Origin of the sequence: Paraburkholderia sp. BL10I2N1 (genome assembly GCF_004361815.1) — a bacterium.
In the GTDB taxonomy this organism is placed as follows: Bacteria; Pseudomonadota; Gammaproteobacteria; order Burkholderiales; family Burkholderiaceae; genus Paraburkholderia.
In genome coordinates this window covers 2825487-2848187 of sequence record NZ_SNWA01000002.1, presented here as the reverse complement: position 1 = coordinate 2848187, position 22701 = coordinate 2825487, and the positions used below count along the sequence as shown (strand labels likewise).

Annotated in this window: 17 protein-coding genes and 2 pseudogenes; 11 read left to right on the top strand and 8 right to left on the bottom strand. The window is 63.7% G+C overall.

The window, feature by feature from the left end; genetic code table 11:
• Positions 1-2 precede the first annotated feature (2 nt).
• Positions 3-1388 (bottom strand): L-serine ammonia-lyase, encoded by a 1386-nt coding sequence (locus B0G77_RS35140; protein ID WP_133666369.1) that lies wholly within the window; start codon positions 1386-1388, stop codon positions 3-5.
• Positions 1389-1746: 358 nt separating this feature from the next.
• On the opposite strand from B0G77_RS35140, the gene B0G77_RS35135 reads away from it, so the two are divergent.
• Positions 1747-2826 carry a GlxA family transcriptional regulator gene (locus tag B0G77_RS35135; protein WP_133666368.1) on the top strand — a complete coding sequence of 360 codons (1080 nt, stop codon included), beginning with the start codon at positions 1747-1749 and terminating at the stop codon, positions 2824-2826.
• A gap of 60 nt (positions 2827-2886) precedes the next feature.
• Here B0G77_RS35135 and zwf read toward each other — a convergent pair whose 3' ends face one another.
• The 3 genes from zwf to lhpH form a co-directional block, all read right to left on the bottom strand.
• On the bottom strand, positions 2887-4362 hold the full coding sequence (zwf, locus tag B0G77_RS35130) for a glucose-6-phosphate dehydrogenase (RefSeq protein WP_133666367.1): 1476 nt from the start codon (positions 4360-4362) through the stop codon (positions 2887-2889).
• 157 nt (positions 4363-4519) lie between these two features.
• Positions 4520-5443, bottom strand: coding sequence for a bifunctional Delta(1)-pyrroline-2-carboxylate/Delta(1)-piperideine-2-carboxylate reductase (gene lhpI / locus B0G77_RS35125; protein ID WP_133666366.1), 924 nt, complete (start codon positions 5441-5443; stop codon positions 4520-4522).
• 56 nt (positions 5444-5499) lie between these two features.
• Complete coding sequence (lhpH, locus tag B0G77_RS35120) at positions 5500-6507, bottom strand: trans-3-hydroxy-L-proline dehydratase (protein ID WP_133666365.1); 1008 nt, start codon at positions 6505-6507, stop codon at positions 5500-5502.
• A gap of 195 nt (positions 6508-6702) precedes the next feature.
• Here lhpH and B0G77_RS35115 point away from each other — a divergent pair, with 195 nt between their 5' ends.
• On the top strand, positions 6703-7422 hold the full coding sequence (locus B0G77_RS35115) for a GntR family transcriptional regulator (protein WP_133666364.1): 720 nt from the start codon (positions 6703-6705) through the stop codon (positions 7420-7422).
• Positions 7423-7566: 144 nt separating this feature from the next.
• Entirely contained in the window at positions 7567-7779 is a 213-nt protein-coding gene (locus B0G77_RS35110; RefSeq protein ID WP_133666363.1) for a hypothetical protein, read from the top strand.
• 67 nt (positions 7780-7846) lie between these two features.
• Here the strand turns inward: B0G77_RS35110 and B0G77_RS35105 are convergent.
• Positions 7847-8487, bottom strand: a pseudogene (locus B0G77_RS35105) (C39 family peptidase).
• A 511-nt stretch (positions 8488-8998) separates the two neighbouring features.
• Between B0G77_RS35105 and B0G77_RS35100 the strand changes: the two are divergent.
• The 3 genes and pseudogenes from B0G77_RS35100 to B0G77_RS44890 all read left to right on the top strand — a co-directional run.
• Positions 8999-9361: a CHAP domain-containing protein gene (locus B0G77_RS35100; RefSeq protein ID WP_133666362.1), complete on the top strand. Its 363-nt coding sequence runs from the start codon at positions 8999-9001 to the stop codon at positions 9359-9361.
• Positions 9362-9369: 8 nt separating this feature from the next.
• Positions 9370-9831, top strand: coding sequence for a DUF3828 domain-containing protein (locus B0G77_RS35095; protein WP_133666361.1), 462 nt, complete (start codon positions 9370-9372; stop codon positions 9829-9831).
• Positions 9832-9920: 89 nt separating this feature from the next.
• Positions 9921-10162: pseudogene (locus tag B0G77_RS44890) on the top strand (porin); the annotation flags it as partial.
• Positions 10163-10255: 93 nt separating this feature from the next.
• Here the strand turns inward: B0G77_RS44890 and B0G77_RS35085 are convergent.
• From B0G77_RS35085 to B0G77_RS35075, 3 genes are read right to left on the bottom strand one after another with little or no spacing between them, the layout of a single operon-like run.
• Positions 10256-11596, bottom strand: a complete 1341-nt coding sequence (locus B0G77_RS35085) for an FAD-binding oxidoreductase (RefSeq protein WP_133666360.1) — start codon at positions 11594-11596, stop codon at positions 10256-10258.
• A complete protein-coding gene (locus B0G77_RS35080) occupies positions 11550-12998 on the bottom strand; it encodes an ATP-binding protein (protein WP_133666359.1) in 1449 nt (482 codons plus the stop codon). Before B0G77_RS35080 ends, B0G77_RS35085 begins: the two co-directional genes overlap by 47 nt.
• Positions 12995-13657, bottom strand: a complete 663-nt coding sequence (locus B0G77_RS35075) for a response regulator (protein ID WP_133666358.1) — start codon at positions 13655-13657, stop codon at positions 12995-12997. Before B0G77_RS35075 ends, B0G77_RS35080 begins: the two co-directional genes overlap by 4 nt.
• 159 nt (positions 13658-13816) lie before the next feature.
• On the opposite strand from B0G77_RS35075, the gene B0G77_RS35070 reads away from it, so the two are divergent.
• The 5 genes from B0G77_RS35070 to B0G77_RS35050 all read left to right on the top strand — a co-directional run bounded on the left by B0G77_RS35070 (position 13817) and on the right by B0G77_RS35050 (position 22644).
• The gene (locus B0G77_RS35070; RefSeq protein WP_243751341.1) at positions 13817-15259 is read left to right on the top strand and encodes a TolC family protein; all 1443 of its coding nucleotides are present in this window, start codon (positions 13817-13819) and stop codon (positions 15257-15259) included.
• A complete protein-coding gene (locus B0G77_RS35065; RefSeq protein WP_133666357.1) occupies positions 15249-16337 on the top strand; it encodes an efflux RND transporter periplasmic adaptor subunit in 1089 nt (362 codons plus the stop codon). The genes B0G77_RS35070 and B0G77_RS35065 overlap by 11 nt, the downstream gene beginning before the upstream one ends.
• The gene (locus B0G77_RS35060) at positions 16334-19408 is read left to right on the top strand and encodes an efflux RND transporter permease subunit (RefSeq protein WP_133666356.1); all 3075 of its coding nucleotides are present in this window, start codon (positions 16334-16336) and stop codon (positions 19406-19408) included. Before B0G77_RS35065 ends, B0G77_RS35060 begins: the two co-directional genes overlap by 4 nt.
• 291 nt (positions 19409-19699) lie before the next feature.
• Positions 19700-21511: a glycosyl transferase gene (locus B0G77_RS35055; protein ID WP_133666355.1), complete on the top strand. Its 1812-nt coding sequence runs from the start codon at positions 19700-19702 to the stop codon at positions 21509-21511.
• Positions 21512-21789: 278 nt separating this feature from the next.
• Positions 21790-22644, top strand: coding sequence for a helix-turn-helix domain-containing protein (locus tag B0G77_RS35050; protein WP_133666354.1), 855 nt, complete (start codon positions 21790-21792; stop codon positions 22642-22644).
• The last annotated feature ends 57 nt before the right edge of the window (positions 22645-22701 follow it).

Genomic DNA, 22701 nt, shown 5'->3' with positions numbered 1-22701 from the left:
CTTTAGCATTCGATGACGTTCACGGCGAGACCACCGCGCGACGTCTCCTTGTATTTCGTCTTCATGTCGGCGCCGGTTTCGCGCATTGTCTTGATCACGTTGTCGAGCGTCACGTAGTGCGTGCCGTCGCCCTTGAGCGCCATGCGAGACGCGTTCAGCGCCTTGATCGCGCCCATTGCGTTGCGCTCGATGCAGGGAATCTGCACGAGGCCGCCGACCGGATCGCACGTCATGCCCAGGTTGTGCTCCATGCCGATTTCGGCGGCGTTCTCCACCTGATCGGGGCTGCCGCCCATGACCGCCGCGAGTGCCGCGGCGGCCATCGAACAGGCGACGCCCACTTCGCCCTGGCAGCCCACTTCCGCGCCGGAGATCGACGCGGTTTCCTTGTAGATGATGCCGATCGCCGCAGCGGTCAGCAGAAAGTCGACGATGCCCTGCTCGTTCGAGCCCGGCACGAACTTCACGTAGTAGTGCAGCACGGCGGGAATCACGCCTGCGGCGCCGTTGGTGGGCGCGGTCACGACGCGGCCGCCGGCGGCGTTTTCTTCGTTGACCGCCATCGCGTACAGATTGACCCAGTCGAGCATCGACAGCGGATCGCGCAGCGATTCTTCCGAGCGTGTGCGCAGCTGCGACGAAAGCTCCGCTGCGCGACGCTTCACGCGCATCGGACCCGGAAGTTCACCGCGCACCTTGCAGCCGCGCTCGACGCATGCGGCCATCGTCCTCCAGATCGCGAGCAGACCTTCGCGCACTTCTTCCCGCGAGCGGCTCGCGCATTCGTTGCGGAACGTGACCTCGGCAATCGACAGACCGCTTTCACGGCAGGCACGCATCAGATCGTCGCCGGTACGGAACGGATGGGGCACCTCGCCGCCCGCGCGCACGCCGTTCACGCGATCGCCTTCGCGATTCACGACGAAGCCGCCGCCCACCGAGTAATACTCTTTCTCGACCAGCAGTTGCCCGTTTTCATCGAAGGCCTGAAAGCGCATGCCGTTCGGATGTACGAGGCCCGTCGCGCCCATCAGCTTGCGATAGAACGCGAGGTGCTCTTTCTCCTCGAACTGCACACGATGCTTGCCGAGCAGGTTGAGGGTCTTCTCCCGGCGGATGTCGGCGAGACGCGGTTCGATCAGATCCGGATCGATCGATTCCGGCAGGTGACCTTCGAGCCCGAGCAGGACCGCCTTGTCGGTGCCGTGGCCCTTGCCGGTCGCGCCGAGCGAGCCATATAGCTCGACCTTGACGCGGCGCACGAAGCCGAGCAGATTCGCGTCCTCGACGTGAGACGCGAAGCGGCATGCCGCAATCATCGGACCAACCGTGTGCGAACTCGACGGACCAATGCCGACCTTGAACAGATCGAAGACGCTGACGTTCATGGAACCTGCCTTGTAGTGAATCGGTGGGCGTATCGGCCGGATCAGGGTTGGGGCGTGCCCCAAAGCGCCTCTTCCGGTGTGACGCCAGTACACCAGCGCGTAAAATTGGCCGATAGAACAAAAACGGCATCGACGTGGGATGGCGACGCCAAAGGCCGGCCGATGTCGTCAAAAGGGCGCTGCTGTTCGTTTCTACGATGGTTCCACGCGGAAAAGCGCAAGTCGCCGCACAGGCGATCGGCGACGCTAGGATCATCGCGCGCACATGCGGGAGCGCGCCGTTGCCTGGCGCCCCGCTTCTTCCGTAACTGCTGAACACCCGCTGGACACTTATGACGCACGCAGGCACAGCCTTGCCATGAAGACCCCTGAATCACTACTGCTCACCTCGATCGACGGCGTGCCGAAGGAGCGCATCCGCTTCGGCATCGTGTTGCTGCCGAATTTCACGCTGACGGCGTTTTCGGGCTTCGTCGACATGCTGCGCCTCTCCGCCGATGAAGGCGACTACAGCAAGCCGGTGCGCTGCTCGTGGAGCGTGATCGGCGACACGCTCGCGCCCGTGCGCGCGAGTTGCGGGATTCAGATCACGCCGTGGGAAACCTTCGCGACGGCCGAGCCATTCGACTACGTGGTGGTGGTTGGCGGCCTGCTGCATTCCGGACCCCAGGCAAACGACGAAACCCTGCGGTTCATCCGCCGGGCCGCGCACACGAACGCGACGCTGGTCGGCATCTGCACGGGCGTGTTTGCGCTGATGCGTGCCGGCGTGCTCGACGGGCACCGCATCTGCGTCAGCTGGTTTCACTACTGGGATTTCGTGGAGCGCTTTCCGTCGGTGAATTCCGATGCGCTCATCGCCGACCGGCTGTTCGTGATCGACCGGCGGCGCATCACCTGTTCAGGCGGCCGGGCTTCGATCGATGTCGCCGCCGCCATCCTGCTGCGGCATTTCGAGCATGCGACCGTGCAGAAGGCATTGAGAATCCTGCTGGTCGGCGAAATGCAGAAAGGCAACGCGCCGCAGCCGCATCCGCCCGGCCTCGAGCCTGCAACCCATCCGAAGGTCAAGCGCGCGATTCTGTTGATGGAGCAGCACGTCGGACGCTCATTGCCGCTCGAGGAACTGGCGTGCAAGCTGGATCTTTCGCCGCGTCAGCTGGAGCGGTTATTCAAGGCGGAAACGGGAAAGAGCCCGCAGGCGTTTGCCAAGCAGGTCAGGTTAAGGACCGCGGCGTGGTTACTGACCAGTTCCGACCGCACGGTCGCCGATATCGCATCGAGTTGTGGTTTTTCGGACGCTTCGCATCTTGGACGCGAATTCCGCAAGCAGTTCGGCGTGCCGCCCGTGATGTTCCGTGAGCAGCGCGGCGCGGTGCCAGCCGAAGAGGCTGCCGTGTTCGACGAAACCTTTCCTGGGCGCGTGGATGTGTACTGATCGTTGCGAGCCGCCGGCGGTGCGCGTTGCAAGCGGCGGCTCCCGTCAGTCATCTGTCGATCACGACTCTTCCGACCACGCGTTGTTCTCGCGCGCCATCAGCGCCGACGAAGCGGCAGGCCCGAACGTCCCGGCGGTATAGCCACGCGGCTTGTCGTTCGAGCGCTTCCATCCTTCGATGATCGGCTCGATCCACGTCCACGCCGCTTCCAGTTCGTCGCGGCGCATGAAGTGCGTCAAACGACCACGGATCACGTCGATCAGCAACCGCTCGTACGCTTCCGCCCGGCGCTCGGTAAAGGCCTGCTCGAGATCGAGATTCAGGTTCACCGGCAGCATTTTCATCCCGCTGCCCGGTTCCTTCGCGAGCATCTGCAGCTGGATCGACTCGGCCGGCTGCAACTGGATCACGAGGCGATTACCGTACTTGCGCGGACCGCTCGGAATGATCGAGAACGGCAGATCCGCAAACTCGATGACGATCTCCGACACCTTCTTCTGCATCCGCTTGCCTGTGCGCAGGTAAAACGGCACGTGCGCCCAGCGCCAGTTGTTGATGTGGGCGCGCAGCGCGACGAAGGTCTCTGCATGGCTGTCGGCAGGCACGTTGTCTTCCTGCAGATAGCCCTTCACCGGCTCGCCGCCCACCGCGCCAGCCGTGTACTGGCCGCGGACGGTGTCGCGGGCGATGTCCTCGTCGGTCATGCGTCGCAGCGAGCGCAGCACCTTGAGCTTTTCATCGCGTACCGCATCCGGGTCGAGCGACACCGGCGGCTCCATCGCGACGATGCACAGCAGCTGCAACAGATGGTTTTGCACCATGTCGCGCAGCGCACCGGTTTCGTCGTAAAAGCCCGCGCGGCTGCCTACGCCGACGTTCTCCGCGACGGTGATCTGCACGCTCTTGATATAGGGCGCCTGCCAGAGCGGCCCGAAGATCGCGTTGCCAAAGCGCAGCACCATCAGGTTCTGGACGGTTTCCTTGCCGAGGTAGTGGTCGATCCGGTAGATCTGCGTTTCCGCGAAATGCTGGCCGACCGAATTGTTGATCGCCTGCGCCGAAGCCAGATCGTGACCCAGCGGCTTTTCCAGCACGACGCGCGAATGGTCGTCGACGAGCCCGACCGCGGCGAGGTTGTCACAGATAGTCGTGAAGAGATCCGGCGCGGTCGCGAGATAGAAGACGCGCCGCACGCCGGGGCGCGACGCCTCGGCAAGACGCGCGTAATCGCCCGGCTGATCGACGTCGATCCGCACGTACTCGAACAGCGCCAGAAATTTGTCCCACGCAGACGCCTCCAGCGCCTTGTGTTCGACGAACGGCTTCGAGTGCTCTTCCATGAAGGCGAGATAGTCGTCGCGCGTCCAGTTCTTGCGGCCGATTGCGAGAATGCGGGTGTCGGTGGGCAGGTTGCAATGCAGATGCGCCATATACAGCGCGGGCAGCAGCTTGCGGGCCGAGAGGTCGCCGCCGCCCCCGAAAATGATCATGTCGAGCGGGAGGTCGGGCGTTGCTTGAGCAGTCTGGGTGGTCATAGCGCGGTTGCACCATCGTAAGGATGTCGGTCAGACGCGAAAAAACGCCCGGCGGCCGGGCATTTTTTTACGAACGCCTATGGTGCAACGTTTTGCGATTGTTTGCACGCGGTAAGCGCGCCGTGTGCACGGCATGCCTGCCTCACGACAAACCTTGTCAGCCAGCGCTTAACTGGTCACGCGCCACCCGGCCGGCGCCCAGGTCCCATGCCGCACAGCCGACCGTCTTGAACACGACCGGCGTGCCGGCAGGCACTGGCGGCGGCGAAGAAGCCAGCACCGCGGCGATGCCGGTCACGGTGTCCCACGTCACGCCAGCCTGGATGAAGTCGCCGGCCTCATGCTTCGCGCCGGCCAGATCGTCGACAAACAACGCGCTGCCCAGCACCGTCCGCGCGCCGATCTCTACTGCATCCGGCGTAAAGGCGCCGACACCGATGACGAGCCGGTCCGCGCGCGGCGCTTCGTCGTAGACAGCCTGTTTGCTGGTCGTCAACGTAATCACCAGATCGACAGAATCGGGTACTTCAGCGCTCGCCAGAGGTTGCACGCCGGGCACCTTCGCGCGGTGCGCGTCGCAGAACGCCTGCGTACGGGCCAGCGAATTGCCCCGTACCCGCACGAACGCGTCCGGAAACAGCTCGCCGATCGCCTCCAGATGATTCGCCGACTGCGTACCGGCGCCGATCAGCAGAATGTCGCGCGGCGCGGCCGGCATGAAGGTCTGTATGCCCAGCATCGTCATCGCCGCCGTCCGGCGGCCGGTGACCGTCGGGCCGTCGAGGATGAAGAGCGTCTCGCCGGTGTCCGGGTCGCTCGCCATCACCTGGCCATGGATCGTCGGCAGCGAGCGTTCGCGGTTGGACGGACACACGTTGACGAGTTTGTGAAGCGCGAGATCCGGCGCAGTGGCCGGCATCGACAGCATCACGCCGCCCGCATTCAGCGGCACCACCAGCCGCTCCGGGCTCGCGATCCGGCCCTGCGCGTAGTCGGTTGCGGCGGTCTTGAGCGCGTCGACGAGCAATGCGTACGGCGTAAGCCGCGCGGTCTCGGCGGCGTCGAAAATGCGGGTAGTCATGTCTGCCGGGTTCCTTTGGGGAGTTCAGTCAATGCTGTGGATGCACGGACACATGTTCAGCGCACCAGAAAACCGTAGGTCAACGGATCGCGCTCGTCGATGATCCAGTTCGCGAAGCCGCAAATGTACGCATTGCCTTCAATCTGCGGAATCACCGCATCGAAGCGGTCCAGTTTCGTTTCGGACAGCACGCGTCCCCGGAAGATCGTGCCGATGACCGATTCGTTCACGAGCGTCTCATCCTTGCCCAGCTCGCCGCGCAGATAGAGCTGCGCGACGCGTCCGGCCGTGCCCGAACCTGTGGGTGAACGATCCACTTCCCGATCGGCGAACACGCAGCAGTTGGCTTGTGTCGAGTCTGGATAACGCGGCGCGCTATCGATGATCGTGCCGTAGATATGGTTGATTTCCGGAATGTGAGGATGCTCGACCTTGAATGCCAGGTTCGCGGCGCGTTTCACTTCGTCGCCGAACTGGATGAGCTTCTCGACCTGCGCCTCCCGCACCTCCAGGCCGAAAGGCTTGCCCGATGTATAGAAATAGAACGCGCCGCCGAACGCAATATCGCCCGTGACTTCGCCGAACGACGGCGTCGTGACCGTCACGTCGCGCTGCCAGACGAAGGACGGCACGTTGACGAAGCGCACGTTGCCGGTGTGGTCCCCGTCCCATTGCACGAACGCCTCGATGAAGCCGCACGGCGCATCGATGCCGACGCGCGTCTCCGGCTCCGAGCGCTCAACCCAGCCGAGCGAGACAGCAGCCGTTGCGAGCGCGATCACGCCGTGGCCGCAGTGATCGCTATAGCCCTCGTTGTGAACGAAGATGATGCCGAAATCGGCGCCTTCGCTTACCGGTTCGGTCAGGTAGCCGCCGTACATGTCGGCGTGTCCGCGCGGCTCGAACATCAGCGCGCGGCGCAGTTCGTCGCCATGTTCCTTCAGCCACGTCCGCCTCTCGACGATGGTCTTGCCGGGAAACTTCGGCAGCCCGCTTGTGACGATCCGGAACGGCTCGCCGCCCGTGTGCACTTCAACCGTGCTGATGACGCGATTCAACTTCATGACGGCTGAACACTCCCCGCGAGGCGAAATACTTCGTTGATGGCCATTTTGTTCTCCTCCGTGCTGTTCTATACTGGCTCAGAATGTAGACCAGCTTTGGTTTTGCATCAACCAATTTCAATATTCTCGGCGAAATCTGGTTCAAATCTGGATCAGCCACCTCGCCGCCACGAGCGAACATGGTTACGCCCCGCGATGAACAGCACGTTTCGCCCCAAACAGATTTACGAGCAGGTGTCCGGACAGATTCGCGCCGACATCCGCAGCGGCCAGTTCGCGCCGGAATCGCGGCTGCCGTCGGAGCGGGAACTGGCGGCGCGCTTCGGCGTCGGCAGGCCGGCCGTGCGCGAGGCGATCGGCGCGCTGCAGAACGAGGGACTTGTCATCACGCGCCGCAATTCGGGCACGTACGTGTGTGCGGACGCGTTGCAGCGGTTGTCGGCGGCGCCGGCGGACGATGATGCATCGCTCGCCGATGCGGACATCAGCCCCACCGCCACCCTCGATGTCCGGCTGATCCTCGAACCGGCGATCGCCCGCCGCGCTGCCGCGCTGGGCCAGCGCGACGCGCTCGCCGAGCAGTATCTGGCGCAGATGGATTCGATCGTCGACGTGACGGATCCGGAGCAGCGGGTGCTGTGGAATAACAGCGACCGTCTGTTCCACCGGCAGCTCGCGATGATGACGGGCGACGCCCTGCTCGTGAAGATCGCCGACGAAGTGGCGAAAACCATGGACCAGCCGCTCTGGAAGCGGCTGAAAGACGACGGCATTTACGACACGGGACGCATCAGGCTGTATGTGTCGGAACACCGGCTGATCTACGAGGCAATCGTCGGCGGCGATGCCGACGCCGCGGCGTTCTATGTCGAGCAGCACATCAGGCGGGTACAGCGCGACATCGCGCCCAAATAGCGCTCAGCCCGGCTGGTCGCCACGCGCGCGGGTGGACCGGATCACAAGCTGCACGTCGCCGTTTTCAATCAGGCAAGGCTACGTCAGCGACATTTTCCTCGTATAATGGTTAACACCTAGGAAATAACCCTTATCGAGTAAATCATGTCCAGCCATCCTGTTTCCAGCAATCTCCGCAATTCCGCCGCCCGTCCGGCAAAGAAATCGTCGTTCAAGGCCAGGTGTCTCAGCTTCGCCCGCGACATGTGGCATTCGTATCAGCGCCACAGCCAATATCAGGTGATGCTTGCAGCCGGCCGCCAGTACGGTGCGCCTGAAAAGGTCATCTACAACCGCAGCAAGAGCCACCAGGGCTAAGCTACAAGGGCGAAGCCGCCCTTTCCTGACTGTGCATCCAGCGGTTCCCGACGGCCTTCCGGCGCGCTCAGCGCCCCGGGCGCGTGATCGTCATGCCTCGCCCGGCGTAGAACCGCGAAATCTTCCCAAACGGTAGATAAACATCCGACTGGTGGGGCGCCACGCCAGTCGGATTGTGAAACCACACGGCCTCGCGACCTCGTTCGTGCAGCAGAACCAGATGGCCGCCCTGCCGCCCATTCGGCCGCTCCGGGTAGCGAATCTCCGCGCTCACCGAAACGATGGCAAGCGTGTCGGCATCGATCCGCGCGGCGATTTCTTCGATGCCGATCGCAGGAAGCACCTCCACTTCAAGCCCAAACGCGCTCGCAAGCCAGCCCGCAAACGGCTGGTAGATCAGGCCGTCGACACCCCGTCGTCGCGCAGCCGGTACACCTCGTGCGCGAGCGCTTCGTCCAGCAGCGCGGTGCGCGACGCGTGTTCGATTCCCCAGAAATTCAATGCGGATTCAAGGCACGTCAAGCCGCATAGACGTTTCGCCCAGAACCGATACCGCTCCGGCTCGGTGAAGCCGCTGCGCTGCCACGTCGGGTCGTCGCAAGGATCAGCCCCGTCTTCCACAATCGGACGAACCCAGTCAGGACTTCCCCATTGCGAGTAATACGGCACACCTTTATTGCAAAGTGATTCTGTCGCCTTTTCGTCCATTCCGTGATTTCCCGCTACGCATTGCGCCATTTATTCAATCGGCGTTAATGATCTATTGTCCCGCCTTCCGTCGCGGCGCCCCGCGAGCACCGCGACGGAAGACGGGAAACCTGAATCAACATTCAAAAATCAGATAGACGCTGGAAAACAACAATGCGACTCCTTCAAGCTGGCGCGCTGAGCGGCGCCGATACGGCAAGCGCAGGTTGTATAGTCGTCGCGTTGATTTATAAGAAGAAAGCGGCGAAACAGCGGCGGCAATTTACAAGGCGCGGCTTCGAAAACGAAGGCATTGCCCTGACTTCGACGCTCGACAGCAATCCTAATCAGCGCGTGAGCAGTTTGTGAAAGCGTGAATGGCGGAGAATAGACATATTGCGTGATGTCGGCATCGCAAAGAATCCAGTTAACGTGCGAATTTTGCCAAAACGTCGTTAACAATTGTCAAGACGTGAGCGCAACGGGGTCGCATGTCTGTACGATGGGGATTTTAGTTTGCGAGGAACATTTGATGTCTTGGGATAAAGTCTCTCCTGTGAACTACCTGCAATGGCACGCTGAAGCATCGAGCCATGGTCGCTGCGCCCGATACGTGCGGGAGGCAATCCAGCGCGGGGGAATTTCGATTGCCCATACGTACTCTGCAAAAAACTATGGTGACTCATTGATTCGTGCCGGGTTTTACGAAGTCTCCGGCAGTCCGCAGAGAGGTGACGTGATTGTGATCCAGCCCATCGCCCGGCACCCAGACGGGCACATGGCGATGTATGACGGCACGCAATGGATTTCTGACTTCAAGCAGCAGCACGGCTTTTATCCCGGCCAGGCCTATCGGACCGCGAAGCCATCCTACAAAATGTATCGACACGACTGAGCCAGGCAATGAGGAAATATCTGACCTTTTTGATTGCCGCGCTCGTTTTGATTTTCGGCGTGGTTTCCCAGCCAGTAGCGATGGCGCAGGAACAACAGGTGACCCCTGAAGCAAGTGTCAGGGCGTTTTATACCTGGTTTATCAAACGGGATTCGGAGGATCGCGGATATCCGTTGATGGACAAGGAAATATACCGCTACGTATCAAAGGCGACTGTCGATCTGCTCCGCACTGAGTACAAGCAGAACAAATTCGCCGAGGGAGCCGAATACTTCACAAATGTCCAGGACTACGATGAACAGGACTGGATCGCCCATATCGCGACGCGCCCGGCAATCATGCTTGATGACGTAGCGGTCGTGGCGGTCACATTTGGATCGACAGACAAAAAGACCATCATTGCGTTTCTACGCAAACAGGATGGCGTCTGGAAAATCACCAAGATAGACGACACCCGAGATTATAAGTAACGCGTGCCCTAACTCCCCGCCGGGTGGGGCGATCGCGGCACTATACAACTTTATTTTTGCGACTATACGACTTTATCTTGTCTCACCTCAACGGCCCGTTTGCCGGCGTCACGTGGCAGGCCAACGGACCGCTGTCGCTGACCGGCGCGGTCTACTACGACCACATGAAGAATGCCGCGATCGGCGTTGGCGAAACGTGTAGCGGCAACCGCTACACGCTGGTCGCGCCGGCCGAATATGCGCTTTCAAGGTGTCAGGCGCCGCATCGGTTGAACTGCCGGGCAAGAGTAACCAGACCGGCATCTCGATCGGTCTGCGCAACATCTTCTGACGATGGTGCAGCCGCAGCGCGCGTCATGCGACGCAGGCGCTGCGGCGCTGAAACACGGCCACGCCCGCCTGCGCGCCGAATGACGCGAAGCGTTCACAGCATGCTGCGCGGCCGTTTCATCGTGCCGTCGAAAAAGCGCTGCAAACGGAACTCCGCCAGATCGAGCGACGGCTGGCCTTCGTCGATCCATTCGGCAAGCAGTTTGCCGACAATCGGCCCCATCGCGAAACCGTGACCGCAAAAGCCCGTCGCGATCATCAGACCACTCACCTGCGAAGGCGCATCGATGACGGGAATGCCGTCGGGCAACACATCGATGAGGCCCGCCCACGCCTCGGTAACCTGTGCGTCCTTCAATGCGGGGAACAAGGCCTTGAGTTTCCTCAACGCCCGCGGCGTGTGGCTGCGCTCGGGCTGCGGCTGCGGATCGCGCGGATGCAGCACACGTTCGGGCTGCGGCACCCCGCCCGGCACCCGCTCGCGCAAATCGCGCAGAAAAGCGCCATTCAGATGAAAGTGAAATGAGTCGCGCTGCGTCCACAGTTCCGGCAGGAACCACTTCAACGCACGCAGATGGCCAAGCGTCACGTCGACGTCGACCTGCATATCGTCGGCCAGATTGATCATGCCGTTCGCGCGCTGACGGATGCCGAGCCCGCTGCCCCAAAACGTGGACGCGGTGATCTGCGGCAATGCATTCGTGCGCATGCAGGTGCCGCGCACGACCTGCTGCGGTAGTTCGAGACCGAGCGTCGCGAGCAGCCGCCAGCTCGTCGCGCCTGCGGCGCAGATGAAGCGCGACGTGCGGATCGTGCCGCGCTCGGTGACGACGCCGGTAATCGCGCCCGCCCCGCGCTCGACCGCCACCACGCCACAACCTTCGAAGAAGAGCGCACCCGCCTCAACCGCACGCGCGGCGAACGCCGCTGCGACACGGCGCGGCTCGGCCTGGCCGTCGGTCGGTGTATAGAGCCCGCCAAGTGCTGTGCCCTGCATGCCTTTCACGTGCGCGTCGATCTGTGCCCGATCGAGCAGACGGGTATCGAGCCCGTACTGACGGGCCACGTCCATCCATTGCTGGAACGACGTCCAGTCGCGCTCCTCGCTGGCGACGTACAGGCATCCGCCCTGGCGCCATTCGAGATCGAAGTCCAGTTCCTTCTCGAGTTGTTCCCACAGGCGGATGCCGCTCATCATCAAAGGCACTTCGGCGGCCTCACGGCCCTGCTGGCGCACGAATCCCCACGCCCGCGTGGACTGCTGTCCGGCAATGCGCGATTTGTCGACGACCACGGCCCTCACGCCACGTCGCGCGAGATACCAGGCCGCCGCGCAGCCCATGATGCCGGCCCCGGCGATCACGACATCAGCGTGTTGGGGAAAGGTGTCATCGGCGCGCGTGAGCGCCGCGTGCAGCGGATAAGTCGTGGTCATCGGGGCTCGGGTGAGTGGCGTGATCCTGCGGCGAAATCTTCGCAGGCACATCGACCGACTGCAAGCCCATCACCGAAACCGACAGCCCGCGCACCGTCGCGCCGTCGCGCACATTGCGCAGTGCGAGCGTCGCATGATGCCGCTGTGCGATACGCGAGGCAATCGCCAGACCAAGGCCGCTGCCCTGCCCCTGTGCGTCCGTGCCACGATAGAACCGGTCGAATACGCGGTCGAGTTCCTCTTCCGCAATCCCAGGGCCGCTGTCCACGACCTGGAAGCCGATGGTGCGCGTGCCCCCGCCATCGCGCAGCAGAATCACGTCGACCCTTCCGCCAGCGGGCGTGTGGCGGATCGCGTTGTCGATCAGATTGTTGAGCAGCACGGTCAACGCATGCTGTTCCGCACGGACCGGGTAGGCGTCGTCGGGTGTCGCTGGCGCGAAAAGTTCGAGCCCGAGATCGATCCCTCTCGCTTCAGCCAGCAGCGAAAAATCGCCGACCGCCTGTTCGCCGAGCCGGCGCAAGCTGACAGTCGCCATCGGCGTCGCCGGTTGGGCTTCTTCGCGGGCGAGCGTCAGCAGTTGCTGCACGAGATGGATGATGCGATTGAGCCGCCCGCCGATGCGCTCGAGCGTCGGCCCCTGCGCGACGAGCGTGCCGTCGCGCTCGGCCGCCTGGAGCTGCAGCTTCAGCGCGGCGAGCGGCGAGCGCAGTTCATGGGCTGCATCGGCGATGAACGTGCGCTGCGCCTGCGACGCGACGCTCAGGCGGTGCAGCAGGTCGTTCAGCGCTTCGACGAGCGGCCGGATTTCGACGGGCACGCGGCCGTCGAGCCGCACCGGCTCGAGCGACTCGATCGAGCGGGTCGACAGCGCACTCGACAGCCCGCGGATCGGCGCCAGCCCGCGCGCGACGACGAACAGCACCAGCCCGATCGTGACAGGAATCAGCAGCCATAGCGGCCACAACGTGCGCAGCGCGAGCCGCAACGCCAGGTCCTCGCGCACGGACACGGGCTGTGCGACCTGAATGAAGCGGTCCGCCTGCTGCAGGCCGAACACGCGCCAGTGATATTCGCCGCGCTCGATGGTGCGGATGCCCGCCGGGAAACGCGTGAGTTCCGGCGCCTGCAACGATTGATAGACCTGGTTGCCAGCCTTGTCCCAGATCTGGATGACGATGCGGTCGTCGGAAATGCCTTCCAAATCGGGACGCGTGCGCTCAGCGCTGGCGGTGCGCTCGAGATTGCCCGGCAGCGAGAGCGCCACCGCGCGCAACTCGTAGTCGAACAGTTCGCTCGCCTCTTCGCGCGCGGTGTGAAAGATCCCATAGCCAGCGACAAGCGAGGCTGCTGCAAGTCCGAAAATGAGCCAGCCAAGCAGCCAGCGCCGGATCGATGTCATCCAGCCCTCTTCAACCGGTAGCCGACGCCACGAATCGTAACGATCTGCTCTGCGCCAATCTTGCGGCGCAGGCTGTGCACATGGACCTCGATCGTGTTGCTGCCGACCTCCTCGCCCCATCCGTACAGCTTTTCTTCGAGTTCGGCTTTCGTGAAGACGCGCGTCGGCTCTTCGATCAGCGCCTGCAGCAAGCCGAATTCGCGCGGCACGAGCGGCAGCAGTTCGCCATTCTTCGTCACCTCGTGCGATGCCGGATCGAGCGTGAGTTCCCCGTGTGCATAGACCGGCTGCTTTTGCCCTGTGCGCCGGCGCAGCAGCGCGCGTACGCGCGCGGCCAGCTCGTCGAGATCGAATGGCTTGATGAGGTAGTCGTCCGCGCCGGCGTCGAGGCCGCGGATGCGCTCCTCGACGGCGTCGCGCGCGGTCAGGATGATGACGGGCGCCGCGCCGCCCGCCTTGCGATAGCCGTTCAGCACGTCGATACCGTCTTTCTTCGGCAAGCCGAGGTCCAGCAGCACCAGATCATAGACACCGTTGCCAAGCGACAGATCCGCCGCGCGTCCGTCCTCCGCCCAGTCGATCGCGTAGCCCACGCGGCGCATCGATTCAAGCACGGTTTCGGCAATCATCTCATCGTCTTCGATCAATAGCAGACGCATCTCCATCCTCCTTTTCGGTATGCGTGCATTGTCGCGGTCTCAAGCTTAACGCGAGCTTAAGTATTACTTAAGCTCGTCCCCTCGAAAATCGGCATTTTGTCCGGACGCGCGTTCGCATGAAGCGAAGGTGCTTCCCTCCCTCAAGATCAGGAGCCGGATTTGCCCGTATTTCACGCCGATCCAGCGGTGCACGCGACCCGCGCCGTGCGTGGCCGGTGTATCACTGCCCTGCGCGCGACGATGCCGCTCTGTGCAATGCTGATTGCAGGTTGCACGTGGTACCACCGCGAACCGCTGGCGCCACGCGACACATCGACCTCCGCAAGCACGCTCGAGCGCATCCAGATCGACCCGGCCACGATGCCGCTGCCCGAACTGGCCGCCCACCGCTTCGATCCTTCCGACGGACTCGATATCGAAGAAGTCGCGATGCTCGCCGTCGCCAACAACCCGGATCTGAAGCTCACCCGCGACGATCTCGGCATTTCACGCGCGCAGGCTTTTTCGGCGGGCCTGCTGCCCGATCCGCAACTGAGCGTGGCGAGCGACTACCCCGGCGCGGAGGGCTTCACGCGCGCGTTCAATTATGGCCTCAGCATGGACGTGATGGCGATCGTCACGCGCGGCGCGAATAAAAAGTCAGCTGATGCGACTGTCGTCAAGACCGATCTTGGCCTGCTCTGGCAAGAATGGCAGATCGTCGCGCAGGCGAAGCAGCTCTTCCTGAAGGCACGTTTTCAGGAAGAGACCTTGCCGTTTCTCCAGCAGCAGCTCGAACTGTCGCGCACACGCTACGAGCGGATGGCCGAAGCGCAGCGCGCAGGCAACCTCACTGAAGACCAGTTGAGCGCCGCGCTCACCTCGTACAGCGACGCACGAAAGCAATACACCGACGCCGAACGTGCCGCCGAACAGACGCATCACGACCTGAACGCGCTGCTGGGTCTCGCACCCGACGTGCAGTTGCAACTGACCGGCGACATCGAGAGTACGCCAGTCGCCGACTCCACGATCGACTCGGCGGTCGCGGCGTTGCCGAAGCGCAGGCCTGACCTGCTCGCACTGGAGGCCGGTTACGAGGCGCAGGAGCAGAAGTATCGCGCGGCCATCCTCAGCCAGTTTCCGAGCCTGTCGGTCGGTTTCGTGCGGGCGCGCGATACGTCGAACATTTACACGAGCGGCTTCCAGATCAACCTGAGTCTGCCGATCTTCAACCGCAATCAGGGCAACGTCGCGATCGAAAAGGCCACGCGCCAGCGTCTGCGCGACGAATACCAGAACCGCCTGAACCAGGCGTATGCCGACGTCGCGCACATACGCGCCGACAGCGCGATCCTCGCGCGCCAGCTCCAGCAGACTGAGGGCGCATTGCCCGATGTCGATCTCGCCGCCCGCCACGCGTCGCAGGCCTACTCGGAGCACAACCTTGCCCTCGGCGCCTACACCGATGCGCAAAGCGCGGCGCTGACCAAACGCATCGACGTCGCCACGCTACGCGAGTCGCTCGCGGAACAGCGCGTTGGCCTGCAGGCGCTGCTCGGCAGCGCGATTCCCGATGCCTTCTCCGCCGACCAGACTTTGACTGAAACCCATGCGAAATAGCCGCTTTTCGATGCAGGCGCGCCGCGTCGCGATGTGCCTTGCCACCACGGCCGCCATGTGGAGCGCCCACGCTTACGCCGACGCCGAACCCGTCGTCACGGTACAGACCGCCCAGGTCCAACGCGGCGTCATCGCCCAACCTGTCCGCGCCTATGGCACCGTCGCCGCATCGGCTTCCAACGTGACGACGGTGAACCTGCCGTATATCGCGCGCATCACGCAGATGCGGGTGCAGCCCGGCCAGACCGTGACACGCGGTACGCCGCTCGCCATCGTGCAGGCAGATCCCGCTGCCGCACTCGCCGCCACCCAGGCGAGAAGCGCGGCGACGCTCGCGCAAGGCGAACTCGCGCGCACCCAGTCGCTGTACGACAAGGGTCTGGCCACCCAATCGCAACTCGCGACCGCGAAAAAAGCCGCTCTCGATGCGCAGCAGGCGCTCGCCGCACAGGACCAGATGGGCATCTCCGCAGGCCCGCATCCGCTGAACGCACCGATCGACGGTGTCGTCCTGCAGGTTTCCGTGGCACAGGGCGACCAGGTTCAGCCAGGCGCCGCGATCATGCAGCTTGCCGCCACCGGCAGTGGCAAGGACGCACGGCCAAACGTCATGCTCACCGTCGAGCCCTCGGATGCCGCCGCCGTGCATCCCGGCGACACGTTGACGCTGCGCGGCCTGTCCAGCGCGCTCGCACGAAGCGCGGTACCGGGCCGCGTCGTCATGGTCGGCGCCTCGGTCGATCCGCAAAGCCAGCTGGTCAATATCGGCGCAAACGTGCCGCTCGGCCAGACCGCGTTTATCCCGGGCACGCGCGTCAGCGCCGATATCGCGACGAACCCCGGCACGCACTGGATCGTGCCGCGCGCCGCCGTCCTGAAAGACGGGCAAGGCGAGTACGTGTTTCAGATCACGCCGGATCACAAGGCGCATCGCGTGAGCGTCGTCACGAAGGTCGAAGACGACAGCCGCTATGGCGTCGATGGCATGCTCAACGGCTCGCAGCCGCTCGTTGTCAGCGGCAACTATGAACTGAAGGAAGGGATGGCCGTGCAGATCGCCGGGAGCGCTGCCCGATGAATTTCGGTCAATGGATGCAGATGCATCGGCGCTCGCTGCTGTTCGTGGTCGCGCTGCTGGCGATCGCCGGCGCGTTGACCGCGTTTCGTCTGCCGATCTCGCTGTTCCCGAACGTGGCGTTTCCCCGCGCGGTGGTGTCGCTCGATGCTGGCGACCGCCCTGCCGAGCAGATGGCGACGCTCGTCACCATGCCCGTCGAGGAAGCGCTGCGCCGCGTGCCGAACGTGCGCGACGTTCAGTCGAAGACGAGCCGCGGTTCCGCCGAGATCTCGCTCAATTTCGACTGGGGCACTGACATGGCGCAGGCCACGTTGCAGGCACAGTCCGCGATCAGCGAAATTCTTGCGACGCTGCCCCCGGGCACGTCGATGCAGGTGCGCCGGATGGACCCGACGGTGTTCCCGGTGCTCGCCTACAGCCTCACTTCGAAGGAACAGTCGCTGAGCGCCCTGCATGATCTTGCGCAGTTCCAGATGCGCCCGCTGCTGTCGTCGGTGGAAGGTGTCGCGCGGGTCGAAGTGACCGGCGGCGCGCGGGACGAATTCGAAGTGGCGATCGATCCGGCGCGGCTTGCGGCGTACAAGCTGTCGCTCGCGGACGTATCGAAGGCGATCGGCGCGAGCAACGTGCTGATGGCAACCGGCCGCATCGAAGATCACGACAAGCTGTATCTCGTGATCGCCAACGCCACCATCACGCGCATCGACGAATTGAAGAATGTGGTCGTCGCGGCGACGGGGGCGTCGCAGGTCCGTCTCGGTGATGTGGCCACGGTCCGGCAAGGCGTGGTCCCGCAATGGATGCGCGTGACTGCGGACGGCCAGGACGCCGTGCTGATCAACATCTTTCAGCAGCCGGGCGCAAACAGCGTAGCGATGGCGAAGACGATCCGGACAAGGCTCGCCGCCTTCCAGCCTCAGATGCCGCCCGGCGTTCATCTCGCGAACTGGTACGACCAGAGCGAACTGGTGACGGCCTCGGCCAAAAGTGTTCGTGACGCGATCATGATCGGCGTCGTGCTTGCCGCGCTCACGCTGTTCGCGTTCCTGCGCAACCTGAAAATCACCGCGATTGCCGTGGCGCTCGTACCCGTGGTGATGGCCGCGACCATCCTGCTGCTCGACGTGTTCGGCATGGGTTTCAACATCATGACGCTCGGCGGGATGGCAGCCGCGGTCGGACTCGTGATCGACGATGCCATCGTGATGATCGAGCATATCGTGCGGCGCGTACGTGAAGCCGGTGCGAACGCCTTCCACGGCCGCGTGATGTCGGCGGCGCTCGAATTCACGCGGCCGCTGACCGGATCGTCGGCGGCGACGCTGATCATCTTCGTGCCGCTTGCGTTTCTGTCCGGCGTCACTGGTGCGTTCTTCAAGGCGTTGTCCGTGACGATGGCGAGCGCCCTCTTCATCTCCTTTCTCGTCACGTGGCTGGCAGTGCCGATCCTCTGCGACCGCTGGCTCAAACCCAAGGATGCGGAGGAGCATCGTGAGACACGTTTCGCGCAGTGGATGAACCGCCGTTACGCGTTCCTGATCGAACACGTCACCGCGCGTCCCCTGCTCGTGCTGGTCGGCCTGGTTCCGCTCGTCGTGGTCGCGGCTTTCGCGTTCACGCGCGTCGGCAGCGGCTTCATGCCGACCATGGACGAAGGCGGCTTCGTTCTCGACTACCACACCGAACCAGGCACCTCGATCACCGAGACCGATCGCCTGATGCAACAGATCGAGGCGATCATCCGTGCGAATCCCAACGTCGCGACGTATTCGCGGCGCACGGGCGCCGGCCTGGGCGGCGATCTGAACGAACCGAATCGCGGTGACTTCTTCGTGCGGCTCAAGTCAGGCAGCCGTGAACCGATCGAAACCGTGATGGAAGAAATCCGCTCGAAGGTCGAAACGCAGGTGCCGGGCGTCAGCGTGGAACTCGCGCAACTGATGGAAGACCTGATCGGCGATCTGACCGCGGTCCCTCAGCCCGTCCAGATCAAGATCTATTCCGACGATCAGGACACGCTCGACACCACGGCCAGAAAAGTCGCGGCGCGCATCGGCAAGATTCCGGGCATCGTCGATGTGGATGACGGCATCAATCCGGCTGGCGACGCCCTCGAATTGCACATCCGCCCGGATGCCGCGGCAGCAGAAGGTATGGATTCGCAGTCGATTGCACAGGCGGTGTCGGACATGGTCGAAGGTAACATTGCGACGCAGTTCCAGACCGGACCGAAGACAATCGGCGTACGGGTGCGGGTCGCCGGCGCATTGAAGCTCACCGACACGCAACTGGGCCAGTTGCAGATCCGCGCGCCCGATGGCCATCTGTTCGCGCTCAAGCGTGTTGCCGACCGCGTCGTCGTGACCGGCCAGCCGGAGATCAGCCGTGACAACCTGAAACGGATGGTGGCGGTAACCGCACGCATCGACGGCCGCGACCTCGGCTCGACGATTGCCGACGTGCAGCAGGCGCTCGCCGACGCGAATCTCCTGCCGAAAGACGTGTATTACGAACTCGGCGGCCTGTATCAGCAGCAGCAGATTGCCTTCAAGGGCCTCCTGACCGTGTTCGGTGCGGCGGTTGCGCTCGTCTTCGGGCTGTTGCTGTTTCTGTATGAGCGCTTCCGCGTGGCGCTTTCCGTGATGGCGATGCCTCTGCTTGCGACCGGCGCGGTGTTCGTCGGCCTGTGGATCACCGGCATCGAACTCAACATCTCCGCGATGATGGGCATGACGATGATCATCGGGATCGTCACCGAAGTCGCGATCTTCTACGTATCGGAGCTGCAGGGCCTCGTACGCGACGAAGGCATGCCATTCGATCGCGCGCTGATCGAGGCCGGCCGCAATCGTCTGCGCCCGATCGCCATGACGACGATCGCTGCCATCCTCGCGCTATTGCCGCTCGCCTTCGCACTGGGACAGGGATCGGCGATGCAGCAGCCGCTCGCCATCGCGATCATTTCCGGCCTCATCGTGCAGTTGCCGCTTGTGCTTCTGCTGCTGCCCGTGCTGCTGCAACTGTTGATGAGGCAGCGCACAGCGGGTGCTGGCGAGCCTGCAGGAGAGTAGTTCACTCAGTCGGGATGAGGCATTCCTACCCCTTTCTGTCGCATTGAAGTCCGGCTTTCTGCGCAGCAACCTGGATGCCCGATCGCGGGCGACAACAAGCTGATGCAGGGCTATTGAAAGCTAAATGTTGCTTATTCGTTGGCAAACTGTTTGCAAACCGATGGCCGGGCAGTGGACTGAAGGCCCACTTAAGGCTCGCTTAAGGAGGTGGATGCGACTCTTGAGGGTCTACAGACTCAGCGGTGCCGTTGCGTGGGATCCCAGCGCAGCCATCGCTTCGGAACAGCCCGGATGAGCAGCCACACGCCATCGACATTCACTCTGCATCCGTCTGAAAATCGCACCCGCACCGCCTGGCACATCTGCATCGTCGTGGCTTGCCTTGCGCTCTACCTGCTCCCCGGCATCGTGGGACGCGAGCCGTGGAAGCAGGACGAGATGTACACGTTCGGTATCGTGCAGCACATGGCGCAGACCGGCGACTGGATCGTGCCGACAAACGCCGGCGTTCCGTTCATGGAGAAGCCGCCGCTCTTCGACTGGTTCGCCGTCGGCTTCATGAAGGCGACCGCGGGCTGGCTGCCCGCCCCTGACGGCGCACGCCTCGCGACACTGCTCGCCATGCTGGTCACCTTCGCCGCCACGGCCGCCATCGCGCGCGCGATGTCGCCCCGGCGCGGCTGGCTCGCACGCGACACGGCCGGTTCCATGCTACTGCTCGCGGGCACCATCGGGCTTGTCAGGCACGCACACGACCTGTTCACCGATGTCGGCTTGATGGCGGCGAGCGCGGTCTCCCTCTACGCGTTGATCCGCATCGTGCTGCTTGCCGGCGACACCCGCCGCTGGCCCCTCTGGCGAGCCGCGCTGCTGCTTGGCGTGGGCGTCGCCGCAACGCTGATGACCAAGGGTCTGCTGATGCCTGGCGTGTTCGGCGTCGCCGCGCTGCTCGTGCCGGTGTTCGTGCCGGCGTGCCGTACGCGCCGCTATGCGTTCGCGCTGCTGCTCGCGGGCGCCGTCGCGCTGCCGCTGACGGTGATCTGGCCGGCACTGCTCGCCGAGCGTTCGATGCCGCTCTTCAAGACCTGGCTATGGGACAACAACGTCGGCCGCTTTCTCGGCTTTTCCGTTCCTGAACTGGGATCGGACAACACGCCTTCGACGCCATTCAAGGCGCTCCTGTTCTTCGCCTTTCCGGTGGGCCCGCTTGCCTTGATCGCACTCGCGCGGCGCGCGACATGGCGCCAGCCTGTCCTCGTCGTCGCCGCGCTCGTGACCGTCACGGGCCTCTCCACGCTGTGTCTGTCCGCGACGCTGCGCGAACTCTACCTGCTGCCGATCCTGCCCGCGCTGACGCCGCTCGCCGCCAGCACGCTGCCGCGTCTGCCGGCGCTGGTGCAGCGCATATGGGTCTGGCTGGCGCGTACCGTCGCGGCGGCGAGCCTCGTCGCGGCCTGGCTCACCTGGTGGATCATGCGCGGCCCGCAGTCGCTGCATCACTGGGTGGCGCCGCTGGGTCGCTGGCTGCCGCTTGACTGGGAGTTGCCAGCACGACAACCTGTCGCGGTATTGAGCGCCGTCGCATTGACGTTGGGCTGGATCGCGGTGCAGCCCGCCATCGACCGCAGCGGCCGGTGGCGCGGCGCCGCCAGCTGGGCTGCCGCGATGACGCTCGCCTGGGGTCTCATGGCCACCTTGCTGATGCCGTGGATCGACGCGGCCAAAAGCTATCGACCAGTGTTTCACCAGGCTGCGGCGGTATTGGCGCCCGTCATCGCGAAAAACGACTGCGTCGCGTCGAGCGGACTGGGAGAATCCGAGGCGCCGATGTTCGCGTGGTACACGCAGCGTCGCGTAGTGAGTATCGGCACGGGCGACTCGCAAGACTGCAACGTGTTGATTGTCCAGACACCGTCAGGCGCCGCGGCAATCTCGCCCGGCTGGCAGGCCTTCTGGAGCGGCGCACGCCCGGGCGACCGGGATCAGCTGTTCACCCTGTACCGGCGAGCCGCTCCGATGCTTTCGGCAGCCACGGCCGTGCCCGCAGACAGCCAGCGGCCAGCCGAGCCGCCTGCGCTGCGGGTCAAGAATGCGAAAGAATAACGATTGCCACGTACGTTTCATGCGCCATGGATAATTTCATCGTTAAAATAGCGCCCGGACTCGCACGGTAAGCCGAACCCGCCCGCGGTGCGGCAAACCCGTGAAACCGATCGTTTCATCCCGAGTCCGGTGACAGCGCAGAACTTGCGGCTTTTAGCTGTACATTTGCTCTCCCCCTGCGTGGCCGGTCGGCTCGCAAAGAATCCGCGCTGGATTTTTTCCGCGCCCGTAGCGTCCTTCTTCCAGATACAACTTAAATCGACGGACACGCACGCAGAATGGCCAACGAAGCAACCTCACCCGACTCGATCGCGGTCGCCGAGCGCGTGCGCGAGTTGATGAGCCGGCACGGCATCGGCAAACGCCAGCAGACCACCGAGCTTTGCCGCATTCTCGACCTGAGCTTTTCCCAAGGTCACCGCAAGCTGCGCGGCAACAGCCCCTGGACGCTGTCGCAGATCAAGAAAGTCGCCGAAGCATTCGGAGAGCCGGCTGCGCAACTGTTCGGCGCGCAGTCGCTCGACCCCGGCATGGTCGGAGCGATCGCGCGCGAAGCCGTGTTTTCGATCGGCGCGGTCGATCTGGCCTGCACTGCGTGGGTCGGCGTGCCGCTCGAAGCCGGCAGCCGGCCGGAATTCATTGCCTACTCGAAGCTGGACCAATGGCGCGTGGTGCGTTACGACGGCGCGCTCTATCAGAATGCCTTCGAGGTCCACAAGATCGAGATCTATCCGCGCCGCGCGGAGACGGACAAGCCGTTGATCGCGGTGGTCGACGACGATCAGGCGTCGGCCGACAACCTGCGCGATTACCTCGAACGCAGCGGTTTTGCGGCGATGGCGCTGTACGGGCTGTCGGCCTTCACCGATGCGCTGCAAAGCCAGGTGTTCGACGGGATCGTGATCGACTGGCTGTTCGGCAACCTGACCTCGGCAGCAGCGATCCGCGCGGTGCGCGCATCGGAGAATCCGGACGCGCCGATCTTCGTGTTGACCGGCGAACTCCTGACCGGCAAGGCGAGCGAATCGGAAATCAGCGACGTCATCCGCAACTACGATGTCGCGTGCTACGAGAAGCCCGCGAGAATGGCGATTCTCGTCGCCGATCTGTCGAAGCGGCTGAACCGGCGCTGAGTGCGAGCGCCCGCGGTCGGTCCGCGTGGTCGCAGCGCAGCCGCGCACGCCGCAAGA

Excerpts from the sequence above, each read along its gene's own strand:
- B0G77_RS35140 (WP_133666369.1), bottom strand. The coding sequence starts at position 1,388 with ATGAACGTCAGCGTCTTCGATCTGTTCAAGGTCGGCATTGGTCCGTCG.
- B0G77_RS35135 (WP_133666368.1), top strand. The coding sequence starts at position 1,747 with ATGAAGACCCCTGAATCACTACTGCTCACCTCGATCGACGGCGTGCCG.
- zwf (WP_133666367.1), bottom strand. The coding sequence starts at position 4,362 with ATGACCACCCAGACTGCTCAAGCAACGCCCGACCTCCCGCTCGACATG.
- lhpI (WP_133666366.1), bottom strand. The coding sequence starts at position 5,443 with ATGACTACCCGCATTTTCGACGCCGCCGAGACCGCGCGGCTTACGCCG.
- lhpH (WP_133666365.1), bottom strand. The coding sequence starts at position 6,507 with ATGAAGTTGAATCGCGTCATCAGCACGGTTGAAGTGCACACGGGCGGC.
- B0G77_RS35115 (WP_133666364.1), top strand. The coding sequence starts at position 6,703 with ATGAACAGCACGTTTCGCCCCAAACAGATTTACGAGCAGGTGTCCGGA.
- B0G77_RS35110 (WP_133666363.1), top strand. The coding sequence starts at position 7,567 with ATGTCCAGCCATCCTGTTTCCAGCAATCTCCGCAATTCCGCCGCCCGT.
- B0G77_RS35100 (WP_133666362.1), top strand. The coding sequence starts at position 8,999 with ATGTCTTGGGATAAAGTCTCTCCTGTGAACTACCTGCAATGGCACGCT.
- B0G77_RS35095 (WP_133666361.1), top strand. The coding sequence starts at position 9,370 with ATGAGGAAATATCTGACCTTTTTGATTGCCGCGCTCGTTTTGATTTTC.
- B0G77_RS35085 (WP_133666360.1), bottom strand. The coding sequence starts at position 11,596 with ATGACCACGACTTATCCGCTGCACGCGGCGCTCACGCGCGCCGATGAC.
- B0G77_RS35080 (WP_133666359.1), bottom strand. The coding sequence starts at position 12,998 with ATGACATCGATCCGGCGCTGGCTGCTTGGCTGGCTCATTTTCGGACTT.
- B0G77_RS35075 (WP_133666358.1), bottom strand. The coding sequence starts at position 13,657 with ATGCGTCTGCTATTGATCGAAGACGATGAGATGATTGCCGAAACCGTG.
- B0G77_RS35065 (WP_133666357.1), top strand. The coding sequence starts at position 15,249 with ATGCGAAATAGCCGCTTTTCGATGCAGGCGCGCCGCGTCGCGATGTGC.
- B0G77_RS35060 (WP_133666356.1), top strand. The coding sequence starts at position 16,334 with ATGAATTTCGGTCAATGGATGCAGATGCATCGGCGCTCGCTGCTGTTC.
- B0G77_RS35055 (WP_133666355.1), top strand. The coding sequence starts at position 19,700 with ATGAGCAGCCACACGCCATCGACATTCACTCTGCATCCGTCTGAAAAT.
- B0G77_RS35050 (WP_133666354.1), top strand. The coding sequence starts at position 21,790 with ATGGCCAACGAAGCAACCTCACCCGACTCGATCGCGGTCGCCGAGCGC.